The organism is Robertmurraya beringensis (genome assembly GCF_042433785.1).
Classification (GTDB): Bacteria; Bacillota; Bacilli; order Bacillales; family Cytobacillaceae; genus Robertmurraya_A; species Robertmurraya_A beringensis.
In genome coordinates this window covers 14,396-27,274 of the sequence record NZ_JBHLUU010000024.1, presented here as the reverse complement: position 1 = coordinate 27,274, position 12,879 = coordinate 14,396, and the positions used below count along the sequence as shown (strand labels likewise).

Below are 12,879 nucleotides of genomic sequence, written 5' to 3'. Positions count from 1 at the left end.
TTAATCAATCTCCAATACATTAAAATCTTCATTTTGTTGTTCATACTCTAAGAAAGCACCCGTTACTGGTGTAACAAACTCGATATTGTATGGTCGGTCTGCCAATTTTGTACGGACTTCTCGTTCTGAATCCGCTTTAACATAAACCGTTTTAGTTTTTTCTCTTACAGGTACCTGTAATTTGTCTTCTTGAAAATAAACTTTAAATATCATTTTAAATCTCTCCTTGTTCCGATAGTAACTTTTTCTATTATATCTAAAAATAACATGTATTTCATGTTTTTTCTCATTAAATAGTAGGATTATGTGTAATTAACCATTCTTTTACATTATTGCAAAAGAATATGTAGTGACAATGATTAACTTTACAATAAAGAAGTAGCCCTTCGCAAGTTTAGAAGGGCTTTCTCCTGAGAAAAAATATTCAGTATAAGAGCTGGCTTGGGGAAGCCCCAAGCCAGGAAGGTTAAAAACTAAGCAATTGTTTTTTTACGTAATAATTCGTTCCACTGCCTAACAAGCTTTTTTCTAAGCTTCTTTAACATGGTGGATCATCTCCTTACAAATAATATTTAAACGATCCTTGTCCAAAGTAAAGAAAATTTGTCCCGGAAGCATTTCTTCTATTTATATTATATGATGTTTTTACAATATTTCTCGTGGATAAAGTTGGAATTTTAGTGAATTCATAAAAAAAGTGCTGGTAGTTTTACCAGCAGCTACTTTATCTCTCTACCGCAATTGAATGGTCAGGTACATAATAGGGGTCTTTTTTGTTAATATGATCATAAAACATCACTCCGTTAAGGTGGTCGATTTCATGTTGGAAAACAATTGCCATAATCCCTTTTAATCGAAGCTTAACTTCTTTTCCTTGAAGATCCATTGCCTTAACAGTAATTTTTGAATATCTTGGCACAAACCCAGGGAATGCTTCATCTACAGAAAGACATCCCTCGCCAGAAGTAAGGTAGGCCTTTTCTACTGAATGACTAATAATTTTCGGGTTAAATAATGTATAGCTATGCTGTTGGTCCTTTTCATCTTTTGCATGAATGGCAATCATTCTTTTAGAAACGTTTATTTGTGGTGCTGCAATGCCTATTCCAGCTCGTAGCTGATATTTCATTGCCGTTTCTGGATTTTGGCTGTTTACTAAGTATTCATGCATACTTGTTAACAGTTCAATATCTTCTTGAGAGGGAGGCATGGAAACTTCCTCAGCTACTTTACGTAAGGTTGGATGTCCATCCCGTATGATATCATCCATTGTAATCATAAATACACGCTCCTAAGTTACAAGACTTTCACTCGTCCTTTGTTATCGATAATAGTCTATCAAAGATTGAAACAAAAGTTAATCATTCGATTCAGGATTTTGCTTATTTAATACATATTTATGAATGTTTAGAAATATGATGTAATATAACGGACAAGCGTAGCCATTTTTAACACAAAACATTGTATTAGTATTGTCATTCATCCCACTACTAGATATAGTTAATTTGATATAGGAGGGCTAAATTGTGCGTATAAATCAACGATTATTAGGTCTTTTTTGTTTTGCTTTTATCTTATTTTTGTCAGGCTGTAGTCCTTTTCAATCAACTCCCGAAAAAATTCACGAAGTATTAGAAGATGTGGTAGAAAAAGAAGCTTTGTTTGAAGAACAGCAGGAACCATTAGTCCAGTTAGAAAAGGATGAACAACGAATATATGGAGAGATTATGGAACTTGGAACTAAGAATATTGAGGATATTGTAAATAAGGCTAATGAAGCTATAGAAACAGTAGACAAAAGAAAAGTTCACATGGAAAATGAACAAAAAAGCCTTGAGGAATCAGAAGAAGAATTTAAACGTCTGAAACCTTTAATTGAGAAAATTGATGAGAAACAAGTAAAAAGTAAAGCAGATAAATTATACTCGGTAATGACTGAAAGATATCGGACCCATGATGAGCTTTATCATGCATATACTCAAGGCCTCGAGCAGGACAAAAATCTATATAATATGCTAAAAGCAGAGGAACGGTCTTTAGGAGAACTAGAGCAACAAATTGTTAAAATAAATCAAATATATGAACAGGTTATCGCAGCAAATGAAAAATTTAATGAGCTTACTAAGGAGTATAATGTTACGAAGCATTCCTTTTACGAGCTTTCAGGACTTGATATAGAAGAGTCGACCAAATAAGGTCGGCTTTTTTGCTTTATAACAGGATGGTTAAAAGGAAGATGTTATATAGTACAGATAGGATTATTGAATGATACAGAAAGTGAATGTGATTTAAATAATAATTACTATGGATATATTTAAAAACTTACAGATTTTATATTTGACGCGGGTATTTTTAATGATGTAAACTAAGAAACGAGTCAATTTATTGTATCAATTTAGTTGCATAAGTTAGTGATACAGAATATCATAAGCATTGAATCTACAATTTTTGTTTTTTAAAACGAGATTTGTGGGAAACTACTTAATAAATAATAGCTTCTCTCTGTTTAGAACAGGTCAAATCTTAGAATGATGATTATTTCTAAGATGATTTGATTTTGGGTATCCTAATTTTTGTGCGTATTTTTAGCTTTTATTATTATTTTTCTACCAAAGAAAGGATTGGTGACTCCGATGGCTTCTAAAACGAAGAATCAAGGGTTCGATGCAACGAAGCAACTCGAGCAAATCTCTGAGCAGTTTCAAACTATTCAAGTGTTAAACGAAGAAGGGGAAGTAGTTAATGAAGCTGCGATGCCAGATCTATCTGACGAGCAGCTACAAGAATTAATGAGCCGTATGGTGTATACAAGAATTCTTGATCAGCGTTCCATTTCTTTAAATAGACAAGGACGTCTAGGATTTTATGCTCCAACAGCTGGGCAAGAAGCATCACAACTTGCTTCACAATTTGCATTAGAAAAGGAAGATTTCATCCTTCCAGGTTATCGTGATGTTCCTCAAATGATTTGGCACGGACTTCCATTGTATCAAGCATTCTTATTCTCTCGTGGGCACTTCCACGGAAATCAAATTCCAGAAGGTGTAAATGTAATTTCTCCACAAATCATTATCGGTGCGCAAATTATCCAAGCTGCTGGTGTAGCTTTAGGTATGAAAAAGCGTGGAGCTAAATCTGTTGCGATTACTTACACAGGTGACGGTGGAGCTTCTCAAGGTGATTTCTATGAAGGAATTAACTTTGCAGGTGCATTCAAGGCACCAGCTATCTTCGTTGTTCAAAATAACCGTTTTGCAATTTCTACACCAGTTGAAAAGCAATCAGCAGCTAAGACAATTGCTCAAAAGGCAGTAGCAGCTGGTATTCCTGGGGTGCAAGTAGACGGTATGGATCCACTTGCTGTTTATTCTGCAGTAAAAGAGGCTCGTGAAAGAGCAATTAACGGTGAAGGTCCTACACTTATCGAAACATTAACATATCGTTACGGTCCACACACAATGGCAGGAGACGATCCAACAAGATACCGTACTTCTGATCTAGATAATGAGTGGGAGAAAAAGGATCCACTCGTACGCTTCCGTAAATTCCTTGAGAAAAAAGGAATCTGGAACGAAGAGAAAGAAAACGAAGTAATCGAAAGAGCAAAAGAAGATATTAAAGAAGCAATCAAAAAGGCAGACGAGGCACCTAAACAGAAGGTTACAGACCTAATGGAAAATATGTACGAGCAAATGCCTAAGAACCTTGAAGAACAATATGCTATTTATAAAGAAAAGGAGTCGAAGTAAGCCATGGCGCAAATGACATTGATTCAAGCAATCACGGATGCGTTACGTATTGAATTGCGCAATGATCCGAACGTGTTACTATTCGGTGAAGACGTAGGAAATAACGGAGGAGTATTCCGTGCAACTGAGGGTCTTCAAAAGGAATTCGGAGAAGAGCGCGTATTCGATACACCACTTGCTGAATCTGGTATCGGTGGTTTAGCAATCGGTCTTGGTTTACAAGGTTTCCGTCCTATTATGGAAATCCAATTCTTCGGTTTCGTCTATGAAGTAATTGACTCTATTTCTGGTCAAATGGCTCGTATGCGTTATCGTTCAGGTGGACGTTACAATTCTCCAGTTACGATCCGTTCTCCATTTGGTGGTGGCGTTCATACCCCTGAACTGCATGCTGATAGTTTAGAGGGTTTAATGACACAACAACCAGGATTAAAAGTTGTTATCCCAGCTACTCCTTATGATGCAAAAGGTTTATTATTATCAGCTATTCGTGATAATGACCCAGTTATTTTCCTTGAGCATATGAAGCTATACCGTTCATTCCGTCAAGAGGTTCCTGAAGAGGAGTACACAATTCCATTAGGAAAAGCTGACGTGAAGCGTGAAGGGAAAGACTTATCTATTATTACTTACGGAGCAATGGTACACGAATCATTAAAAGCTGCAGAAGAGCTTGAAAAAGAAGGTTTCTCAGTTGAAGTAGTTGACTTACGTACACTTGCACCATTAGATATTGACGCTATCGTCGCATCTGTAGAGAAAACTGGACGTGCTATTGTTGTTCAGGAAGCACAAAAGCAAGCAGGAATTGCTGCTCAAGTGGTTGCTGAAATTAACGACCGTGCAATTCTTAGCTTAGAAGCTCCTGTATTACGTGTTGCAGGTCCTGACACTGTGTACCCATTCTCTCAAGCGGAAACAGTATGGTTACCAAATTACAAAGATGTAATTGAAACAGCTAAGAAAGTTTTAAGCTTCTAAAATTATTAATAAAAGAGGGGAATGGGTCACCATTTTCCCTTTCCTTATTTGAAAAGATCTGAATAAGCTCGTATCTATAGGAGGGTGAATACATGTCATTCCAATTTAAATTACCTGACATCGGTGAAGGTATCCATGAAGGTGAAATCGTTAAGTGGTTTGTAAAAGCTGGCGATAAAGTTCAAGAAGATGATGTACTTTGTGAAGTGCAAAACGATAAAGCAGTAGTAGAAATTCCATCACCAGTTGCTGGTACAGTTGAAGAAGTACTAGTAGGTGAAGGAACAGTTGCAACAGTAGGTCAAGTGCTTATTACATTTGATGCTCCTGGATATGAAAACCTTAAATTTAAAGGTGACGATCACGAAGAGGAAGCACCAAAGCAAGAAGAGCAAGCTCCTGTTGCAGAAGCTAGCACAACGAACAATGGTGTAGCAGAAACGCAGGCCTCAGTTGACCCTAATCGTCGTGTGGTTGCCATGCCATCAGTTAGAAAATATGCTCGTGAAAAAGGTGTAAATATTGCTTTAGTTGCTGGTTCTGGTAAAAACGGCCGCGTAGTAAAAGACGATATCGAAGCATTCTTAAATGGTGGAGCAGCACCAGCTGCAGTAGAAACTGCACCGGCGGCAGCTACTGAAGTTGCAACTGAAGCAGCTAAAGAAACAGCTAAACAAGCAGCAACACCAATTCCACAAGGTCAATATCCAGAAACTCGTGAGAAGATGAGTGGAATTCGTAAAGCAATTGCAAAAGCTATGGTTAACTCTAAACACACAGCTCCACACGTGACATTAATGGATGAAATTGATGTAGCGAAACTTGTTGCACACCGTAAGAAGTATAAAGATGTGGCAGCAAATAAAGGAATTAAATTAACATTCTTACCTTATGTAGTTAAAGCATTAACAAGTGCATTACGCGAATTCCCTGCTTTAAACACATCAATTGATGATGCAACAAGCGAAATCATTCACAAGCACTACTACAATATTGGAATCGCAGCAGATACAGAAAAAGGATTACTTGTTCCTGTTGTGAAGGATGCAGATCGTAAATCACTTTTCACGATTTCAAATGATATTAATGAACTTGCTGGAAAAGCACGTGATGGAAAACTTGCTCCTGATGAAATGAAAGGTGCATCTTGCACAATCACAAATATCGGTTCAGCTGGTGGACAATGGTTTACTCCTGTAATTAACCACCCTGAGGTAGCAATTCTAGGAATTGGTCGTATCGCAGAAAAAGCAATCGTTGTAAATGGTGAGATTGTTGCTGCACCAGTATTAGCATTATCTTTAAGCTTTGACCATCGTATGATTGATGGAGCAACAGCTCAGCACGCACTTAACCATATTAAGCGCTTGTTGAACGATCCAGAACTATTGTTAATGGAGGCGTAAAAAAATGGTAGTTGGAGATTTCGCGATTGAAACAGATACTCTTGTCGTAGGGGCTGGCCCTGGTGGTTATGTAGCAGCTATTCGTGCGGCGCAATTAGGACAAAAAGTAACAATTGTAGAAAAAGGAACTCTTGGTGGAGTTTGTTTGAATGTTGGATGTATCCCATCAAAAGCATTAATTGCAGCTGGTCACCGTTATGAAACAGCAAAGCACTCTGATGCAATGGGGATTACAGCAGATAATGTAAAAGTTGACTTTTCTAAAGTTCAAGCATGGAAAGCTGGAGTTGTTAAAAAGCTTACTGGCGGTGTTGAAGGGCTTTTAAAAGGAAACAAAGTTGAAATCGTTCGTGGTGAAGCATACTTTGTAGACAACGAAACGGTTCGTGTAATGGATGAAAATTCAGCACAAACATATAAGTTTAAAAATGCAATTATTGCAACTGGTTCACGCCCAATTGAGTTACCACAATTTAAATACACAAAGCGTGTACTTGACTCAACGGGAGCTCTTGCTCTAGAAGAAATCCCTAACCATATCGTTGTTATCGGTGGAGGATACATCGGTACAGAACTTGGTGGGGCATACGCTAACTTTGGTACAAAAGTAACGATCTTAGAAGGTACAGACGAAATCCTGAATGGTTTCGAAAAGCAAATGTCGGCTATCGTAAAGCGCAACCTAAAGAAAAAGGGTGCGGAAATTATTACAAAGGCACTTGCAAAAGGTGTACAGGAAACAGAAAACAGCGTAACAGTTACTTACGAAGTAAAAGGAGAAGAGCAATCAGTTGAAGCGGACTATGTGTTCGTAATGGTTGGTCGTCGTCCTAACACTGATGAGCTTGGGTTAGAACAAGCTGGTGTTGAAATTGGTGAAAGAGGAATCATTAATATTGACAAGCAATGTCGTACAAATGTAAGCAATATTTATGCAATTGGTGATGTTGTTCCAGGACCACCTTTAGCGCATAAAGCATCATACGAAGCGAAGATTGCTGCAGAAGCAATTGCTGGTCATCCATCTGAGATTGACTACCTTGGAATTCCGGCTGTAGTATTCTCTGATCCTGAATTAGCTTCTGTTGGTTATACAGAAAAGCAAGCTAAGGATGAGGGAATCGATATTATTGCTGCGAAATTCCCATTCGCTGCAAACGGTCGTGCACTTGCACTTGAAGCTGCAGAAGGCTTCTTAAAGCTTGTAACTCGTAAGGAAGATGGTTTAGTTATCGGAGCGCAAATCGCTGGACCTAGCGCTTCTGATATGATTGCTGAATTAGGTCTTGCTATTGAAGCTGGAATGACCGCAGAAGATTTAGCAATGACGATCCACGCTCATCCAACATTAGGTGAGATTACGATGGAAGCTGCTGAAGTGGCACTTGGAAATCCAATTCATATTGTAAAATAAAAAATAAGACCTGCTTCCATTGGGATGCAGGTCTTATTGATCCTCCAGAACTTTTGCTATGGGCTGGACAATTTCTTCAACAGTTTCTTCCCCATTCACAGTGGCTACTATTTCATTATTATAAACTACGATTATGGCTGGATTTTCTTTTATGGTTAGAAAGTCGAGATACTCTCCAGAGCGATTTGGATTAATCGTCTTCATGTTTTTTACGGCCTCAGGGTAGGTCTTTTTCAATTCTATTAACGCATCATAATAGGCGGCCTCATATTGATACTCTGATTCATCAGAAAGAAAAATGAGTTGTTTGACATTTTTATCAAAGGGTAAAACATCACTAGATTTTAAAGAATCACAGGAGACGATAATCAGTAAGAGCATAATTACTATTAGCGTTGAGAACCCTTTCATTTTATCGCCTCCATTTTCTTTAGTAATTTTCGTACATATTTTACCATGGATTTGGGAAATTTTATTCAATGTTATCTATTTGTTACAGAAATGAAAAATAGAATAAGAAGTTTAAACATAAGATAAGGTAGGACAAGTAAGCTTAGAAGAATAGATTCGGTGGTGAATAGTATGAAGATTTACGTTGTAATCATCATACAATTGATGATTTGGAGTGGATATACTCTTACTGAATGGCTTTCAAAGCATGATCAACTGATTTACAATATCTTAATGTTTTTTGTCTTTTTCTACATAGCAATTTCAACTGGAAACCATATTATTCGTTCACCTAAAAAGACAATGATTGTAACGATGATTAGCTTGATGCTATATAGTTCTTTCCATTTGACTATGTCTTTTTTCGTCTATTAATGATTAAAAAGCAAGTGGCTAATTGGATAGCTACTTGCTCTTACATTTTCTCTTATTTTCTTGGGTAATAATACATGATTCGACCATTAAACAAATGAAGTTCTGCCTGAAGCTTTTTAGCTAAGAATTTACAAAACTCATTTGCTTTTCCTTTATCACCAAAAGTTGATGATTCTGGGAGAGTTATTTGAATATAAGTTTGTATGTTCTCATTTCCATCAGAATCTACTAAGGTTTCGTGGTCAACTCCTAATAATATGGCATGATACCTGTCCTGATTGGAATACAAATAAAACCAAGTTCCTTTACCTGATGGCTCTTCCTTTATTTCATAAGGGAAGGCTGATGCCTCGTACTGCCAATCAAGTTGCTTCCCTGTCTTTGCAGTAATGTCCTTATAATAGTGAAAGAGCTCCTTTATTTCATCAGTGGTAACGTTTTCTTTTAATGATGCTGGCACGAGCTTTATGTATGCGTTAGTAGCCACCATAATCCCCCCATTATTTGTACGAAAATATACATATTTCTTTGCTCATCTTCATTCTAGCATTGTATAAAATTAAAGTACAACAAGATATTAAGTTGTGGTTGCTTTTCTCTGGGTGGCTAAGATATAATAAAATTCTAAATATTAAGAAAATATTGGAGGTGGCAATAATGGACTTTTTTGATAAGCTCTATGATGAGCACGAAAAGGTCAGAGTTCGATTTGTCGGTTTTGCTACAGAACAAACGCGCTATGACTTTGGAATTGTTTACACAGATATGTTTTTTGGTAAGCCTCTCGTGATTTGTATGCAAACTGGCCGCTCAACACTCCTCGACCCTAAAGACCTCGATGATATCGAATACATTCAGTCAGCATTTAGAATAAAAGATCTCCAACAAGCAAAAGATTTGGTTGAATTCTTTTCTGAGGCTTTGCCAGAAACCCCTTTTCAAACACAATATGAATAAATGGACTTGTACAGACCAGTTAGGTCTGTAATTTTTTTGTTTATATATTCAACATAAATTTTTAATGTGTTATACAATTTGGGGTTGATAAATTAATAATGTTATATTATTATGAATATAAAGATACTAAAGCGTTTTCAATACTTGTGATTAATTACGAATAAAGGGGAATGGGAAAATGGGAATTATCGTATGTCAGGCTTGTAATTCAACGATTGATCATTTTGAGGATGAAAAAGTAACCGTTCTTTATGCGAAGTCACATTGTAGAGATTGCTGTCATACTCAAGGGGAAGAAGAGAAGTAAAGTATATGTCAAAACACACAAGAATATGTGATATTAAATAAAGAGCGATGGGATAATCCCTCGCTCTCTTTTCATATTATTTAATTGCCTTCTGTTCCTTAATTACTCGTAAATATCGAAGGTCAAAATCTTCGGGCCCTTGTACTGGAAGACCTACTTCCATATTTTTTCGGATATATGTTAGGTTATCCTCGGTAATGATTTCACCCGGAATAAAGATTGGAATACCAGGTGGATAGACCATGATAAATTCGGCGATAATTCTACCTTCTGAATCGTCAAAAGGTACTAGCTCTGTTTTTGCGTAAAAAGCATCACGTGGTGTCAATGCTAATAAGGGTATATCTGGTAATAATACTTCTGCTTTTACCAAGTCATTATTCTTAATTGGTTGAGATGCCAGATCTCTTAATGCGTTTATCAATAGATCGGCTTCTCTTTTCGTGTCACCAGGTGTGACAATACAGAGAATATTGTATAAGTCAGACATTTCCACTTCTATATTATGGTTTTCGCGAAGCCATTTTTCTACATCAAAACCAGATAGCCCGAGCTCCTTAACAGAGATAATTAGCTTTGTAGGGTCGTAATCATACACAGCATCCAATTGAAGAATTTCTTCTCCAACGCATAAAAGATGTTCGATCGTATTGACTTCTCGACGAATATATTGAGCCAACTCAATTGTTTGGCTGATCAACTCATTGCCTTCGGTAGCAAGTCTTTTACGCGCTACGTCTAGGGATGCTAACAATAAATAAGAAGTTGAAGTAGTCGTCAACATACTTAAAATAGATTGCACTCGTTTTGGATTAATAAGATTACCTTTTATATTCAGAATAGAGCTTTGTGTCATGGAACCTCCGAGCTTATGAACACTCGTTGCAGCCATATCCGCGCCTGCCTGCATGGCTGATAAAGGAAGCTCATCATGGAAGTGGATATGTACCCCATGGGCTTCATCCACAAGCACTGGTACATGGTATGAATGTGCTATTTCAACAATTTTCCTAAGATCCGCAGCCATTCCAAAGTAGGTTGGGTTAATAACCAAAACACCTTTTGCATCGGGGTGCTCTTCTAGCGCACGTGCAACCGAATCTGTTGTAATACCATGTGAGATCCCTAGCTTCTCATCGATCGCTGGATGGATAAAAATTGGTGTTGCACCAGAGAAAACAATCGCTGACATAACAGATTTATGAACGTTTCTAGGTACAATAATTTTATCTCCAGGGCCACAAACCGTCATGACCATTGTCATAATAGCTCCGCTGGTACCTTGAACGGAAAAGAATGTTTGATCCGCATCAAATGCTTCAGCGGCGAGGTCTTGTGCTTGCTTAATCATTCCTTTTGGTTGATGTAGGTCATCGAGTGGACCGATATTTATTAGGTCAATCGACAACGCATTATCACCTATAAAATTTCTAAATTCCGGATCAATCCCTGTTCCTTTTTTATGTCCAGGAATATGGAATTGAACTGGATCCTTTTTTGCATGCTCTATAAGTCCGCTAAATAACGGTGTTTCGTATTGAGACAACGTATTTCCACACCTCTTTAATTAATAGTTAGGTTTTTTCACCTGTAAAACAAGTGAAATTATAGCATTATTCACTTTCGTTGCATAGAAAAACCTATCCTTCTTTCATTATTATGTCAGATTGCTAAGTAACTTATTTTTAGGTTACACTTTAAGAGAAATTAAATGTAACGGAGTGAATGTATTTTGGAATATCAATACCCGATTGACCATACATGGTCAACTGATGAAATTATCGATGTGATTAAATTTTTTGAGTTCGTTGAGGCTGCATATGAAAAAGGAGTAGATCGAGACGAATTTATGAAATCGTATCGTAGGTTTAAGGAGATTGTTCCGAGTAAATCAGAAGAAAAGAAGATTTGTGATGAATTTGCCGAGTCAAGTGGATATTCTACATATTTAACGGTAAAAAAAGCAAAAGAGGGCAACTCAGAAAAAATAAGAATGAAATAAGCAAAGGGAGCCATTGAGGAGAAATCAACTCATTCATGGCTCCCTTTTTAATGAAACTTGCTCATTTTTCCTGAAAGCTGTTTACGCTAATTTATACAGGGGTAATAATGTGTTAAAGACGCCCTCAACTTCTGTTAGGAACTCGTTAGCTGACATGTTAATCGCATCATTTTTCTCTATATGGATACCACATAGTATTTCTGCCTTTTTGACCGTCTGTAATCGCTCGAACAATAGTCGGAGGTCTTCTTTTTTTAGTTGCTTATGTGTAATAGCACCGGGCTTCATATGGTCCTCAGACCAAACAAAATGTTTAGGAGTATTTTTGTAAATGGAAGACAGTTTTTTCTCTAATGTCTTTCCGAAATCAGCTTTATTTGGCGCTTCATAAATCATGGCAAACCAAACAAAAACATGAGATTCCCAGAGACCAATTTGAAAATGTGGAAGCATTTTATACCCTCTTGAACTACTTGAAATGGCTACCCACGTATCTTTAGGAGGATTAATCGTTCTCCTTGCATGCTTTGCTACATGTGGGAACATTTCATTTCCGGTTAAAGCAGATAATGTAGGAGAAAAATGTTCTCCTAGCGCTTCAAGTTTTGGTCTAATTGTGGTCTTTAAAGCATCCATTCTTGCATCTAAACCATCTATGGTAAAAACTTCAAAGTCCTCTTCAGTAAATCCAGTAAATTCCATTGTTTTTCCTCCCATAAATAAATCTCTCTGTAGATAATTGTAGCATATGGTAGAAAAAACGAGAAATATGTTGACTTTTGTGTGAAAAATAAAAAAAGAAAGGCAAAAGCGCAAATTAGTTGCATCAAAAGCATTTTGTTCATATTATAATAGTAAAAATTATCTGAAAATTATCATTAACAAAAGGGGTGTATTACTATGAAACAGCTGATTGGCTCAGCGAAAAAGAATAACGCAGAAAGAGAAAGAACGGCTGTTCTACGTTTGGAAATGGATTATGAACTTGCTACATTATTTGAAGCAATGACGGAGAAAAATGAAAAAAAGAAAACCCAAGTGAAAGAAAAACTAGAAAGAATTAGAATGGAACTGGTAAAGTTAAAGGCATTGTAATTTTGTAAGGACGGTATAGATGGATGGATTTAAAAAAAATACTATGGGAATCATAAAGGCGAACATTAAGTGCATACTTGTGATCGCCTATTTTATTTCTCACATTCTTATCAGTTGTTTGTTGAAAGTAATTGTTTTACTCT

16 protein-coding genes are annotated in these 12,879 nt (G+C 36.8%); 10 read left to right on the top strand and 6 right to left on the bottom strand.

Going from position 1 to position 12,879, the window contains the following annotated elements:
• Both ACFFHF_RS08285 and def read right to left on the bottom strand, forming a co-directional pair.
• Nucleotides 1-213, bottom strand: coding sequence for a DNA-dependent RNA polymerase subunit epsilon (locus tag ACFFHF_RS08285; protein ID WP_160548551.1), 213 nt, complete (start codon nt 211-213; stop codon nt 1-3).
• A gap of 511 nt (nt 214-724) precedes the next feature.
• On the bottom strand, nt 725-1,279 hold the full coding sequence (gene def / locus ACFFHF_RS08280; protein WP_160548552.1) for a peptide deformylase: 555 nt from the start codon (nt 1,277-1,279) through the stop codon (nt 725-727).
• 247 nt (nt 1,280-1,526) lie between these two features.
• Here def and ACFFHF_RS08275 point away from each other — a divergent pair, with 247 nt between their 5' ends.
• The 5 genes from ACFFHF_RS08275 to lpdA all read left to right on the top strand — a co-directional run bounded on the left by ACFFHF_RS08275 (nt 1,527) and on the right by lpdA (nt 7,550).
• Nucleotides 1,527-2,195 (top strand): YkyA family protein, encoded by a 669-nt coding sequence (locus ACFFHF_RS08275; RefSeq protein ID WP_160548553.1) that lies wholly within the window; start codon nt 1,527-1,529, stop codon nt 2,193-2,195.
• Between the two features lie 438 nt (nt 2,196-2,633).
• Nucleotides 2,634-3,749 carry a pyruvate dehydrogenase (acetyl-transferring) E1 component subunit alpha gene (gene pdhA / locus ACFFHF_RS08270; RefSeq protein ID WP_160548554.1) on the top strand — a complete coding sequence of 372 codons (1,116 nt, stop codon included), beginning with the start codon at nt 2,634-2,636 and terminating at the stop codon, nt 3,747-3,749.
• A 3-nt stretch (nt 3,750-3,752) separates the two neighbouring features.
• Nucleotides 3,753-4,730: an alpha-ketoacid dehydrogenase subunit beta gene (locus tag ACFFHF_RS08265; RefSeq protein WP_160548555.1), complete on the top strand. Its 978-nt coding sequence runs from the start codon at nt 3,753-3,755 to the stop codon at nt 4,728-4,730.
• Nucleotides 4,731-4,822: 92 nt separating this feature from the next.
• The gene (locus tag ACFFHF_RS08260; RefSeq protein ID WP_160548556.1) at nt 4,823-6,136 is read left to right on the top strand and encodes a 2-oxo acid dehydrogenase subunit E2; all 1,314 of its coding nucleotides are present in this window, start codon (nt 4,823-4,825) and stop codon (nt 6,134-6,136) included.
• 4 nt (nt 6,137-6,140) lie between these two features.
• Complete coding sequence (gene lpdA / locus ACFFHF_RS08255) at nt 6,141-7,550, top strand: dihydrolipoyl dehydrogenase (RefSeq protein ID WP_160548557.1); 1,410 nt, start codon at nt 6,141-6,143, stop codon at nt 7,548-7,550.
• 33 nt (nt 7,551-7,583) lie between these two features.
• Here the strand turns inward: lpdA and ACFFHF_RS08250 are convergent, their stop codons facing one another.
• Nucleotides 7,584-7,961: a small peptidoglycan-associated lipoprotein gene (locus tag ACFFHF_RS08250; protein ID WP_160548558.1), complete on the bottom strand. Its 378-nt coding sequence runs from the start codon at nt 7,959-7,961 to the stop codon at nt 7,584-7,586.
• 171 nt (nt 7,962-8,132) lie between these two features.
• On the opposite strand from ACFFHF_RS08250, the gene ACFFHF_RS08245 reads away from it, so the two are divergent.
• Nucleotides 8,133-8,375, top strand: a complete 243-nt coding sequence (locus ACFFHF_RS08245; RefSeq protein ID WP_160548559.1) for a hypothetical protein — start codon at nt 8,133-8,135, stop codon at nt 8,373-8,375.
• 52 nt (nt 8,376-8,427) lie between these two features.
• Here the strand turns inward: ACFFHF_RS08245 and ACFFHF_RS08240 are convergent, their stop codons facing one another.
• Entirely contained in the window at nt 8,428-8,862 is a 435-nt protein-coding gene (locus tag ACFFHF_RS08240) for a DUF1885 family protein (RefSeq protein WP_340903065.1), read from the bottom strand.
• Between the two features lie 170 nt (nt 8,863-9,032).
• Here ACFFHF_RS08240 and ACFFHF_RS08235 point away from each other — a divergent pair, with 170 nt between their 5' ends.
• Nucleotides 9,033-9,332, top strand: coding sequence for a DUF3055 domain-containing protein (locus ACFFHF_RS08235; RefSeq protein WP_119707390.1), 300 nt, complete (start codon nt 9,033-9,035; stop codon nt 9,330-9,332).
• Nucleotides 9,333-9,510: 178 nt separating this feature from the next.
• Nucleotides 9,511-9,639: a GapA-binding peptide SR1P gene (locus ACFFHF_RS08230; protein ID WP_160548561.1), complete on the top strand. Its 129-nt coding sequence runs from the start codon at nt 9,511-9,513 to the stop codon at nt 9,637-9,639.
• Between the two features lie 76 nt (nt 9,640-9,715).
• On the opposite strand, the gene ACFFHF_RS08225 is transcribed toward ACFFHF_RS08230, so the two are convergent.
• A complete protein-coding gene (locus tag ACFFHF_RS08225) occupies nt 9,716-11,185 on the bottom strand; it encodes an aminotransferase class I/II-fold pyridoxal phosphate-dependent enzyme (protein WP_160548562.1) in 1,470 nt (489 codons plus the stop codon).
• 186 nt (nt 11,186-11,371) lie between these two features.
• Between ACFFHF_RS08225 and ACFFHF_RS08220 the strand changes: the two genes are divergently transcribed.
• On the top strand, nt 11,372-11,641 hold the full coding sequence (locus tag ACFFHF_RS08220; RefSeq protein WP_160548563.1) for a UPF0223 family protein: 270 nt from the start codon (nt 11,372-11,374) through the stop codon (nt 11,639-11,641).
• A gap of 81 nt (nt 11,642-11,722) precedes the next feature.
• On the opposite strand, the gene ACFFHF_RS08215 is transcribed toward ACFFHF_RS08220, so the two are convergent.
• Nucleotides 11,723-12,343 carry a DUF1054 family protein gene (locus tag ACFFHF_RS08215; RefSeq protein WP_160548564.1) on the bottom strand — a complete coding sequence of 207 codons (621 nt, stop codon included), beginning with the start codon at nt 12,341-12,343 and terminating at the stop codon, nt 11,723-11,725.
• Between the two features lie 198 nt (nt 12,344-12,541).
• Between ACFFHF_RS08215 and ACFFHF_RS08210 the strand changes: the two genes are divergently transcribed.
• On the top strand, nt 12,542-12,736 hold the full coding sequence (locus ACFFHF_RS08210; protein ID WP_066059919.1) for a YkzI domain-containing protein: 195 nt from the start codon (nt 12,542-12,544) through the stop codon (nt 12,734-12,736).
• Nucleotides 12,737-12,879: the final 143 nt, after the last annotated feature.

Coding starts and splice junctions, on each gene's coding strand:
- ACFFHF_RS08215 (WP_160548564.1), bottom strand. CDS start 12,343: ATGGAATTTACTGGATTTACTGAAGAGGACTTTGAAGTTTTTACCATA.
- ACFFHF_RS08210 (WP_066059919.1), top strand. CDS start 12,542: ATGAAACAGCTGATTGGCTCAGCGAAAAAGAATAACGCAGAAAGAGAA.
- pdhA (WP_160548554.1), top strand. CDS start 2,634: ATGGCTTCTAAAACGAAGAATCAAGGGTTCGATGCAACGAAGCAACTC.
- ACFFHF_RS08230 (WP_160548561.1), top strand. CDS start 9,511: ATGGGAATTATCGTATGTCAGGCTTGTAATTCAACGATTGATCATTTT.
- ACFFHF_RS08265 (WP_160548555.1), top strand. CDS start 3,753: ATGGCGCAAATGACATTGATTCAAGCAATCACGGATGCGTTACGTATT.
- ACFFHF_RS08235 (WP_119707390.1), top strand. CDS start 9,033: ATGGACTTTTTTGATAAGCTCTATGATGAGCACGAAAAGGTCAGAGTT.
- ACFFHF_RS08250 (WP_160548558.1), bottom strand. CDS start 7,961: ATGAAAGGGTTCTCAACGCTAATAGTAATTATGCTCTTACTGATTATC.
- ACFFHF_RS08260 (WP_160548556.1), top strand. CDS start 4,823: ATGTCATTCCAATTTAAATTACCTGACATCGGTGAAGGTATCCATGAA.
- lpdA (WP_160548557.1), top strand. CDS start 6,141: ATGGTAGTTGGAGATTTCGCGATTGAAACAGATACTCTTGTCGTAGGG.
- ACFFHF_RS08245 (WP_160548559.1), top strand. CDS start 8,133: ATGAAGATTTACGTTGTAATCATCATACAATTGATGATTTGGAGTGGA.
- ACFFHF_RS08285 (WP_160548551.1), bottom strand. CDS start 213: ATGATATTTAAAGTTTATTTTCAAGAAGACAAATTACAGGTACCTGTA.
- def (WP_160548552.1), bottom strand. CDS start 1,279: ATGATTACAATGGATGATATCATACGGGATGGACATCCAACCTTACGT.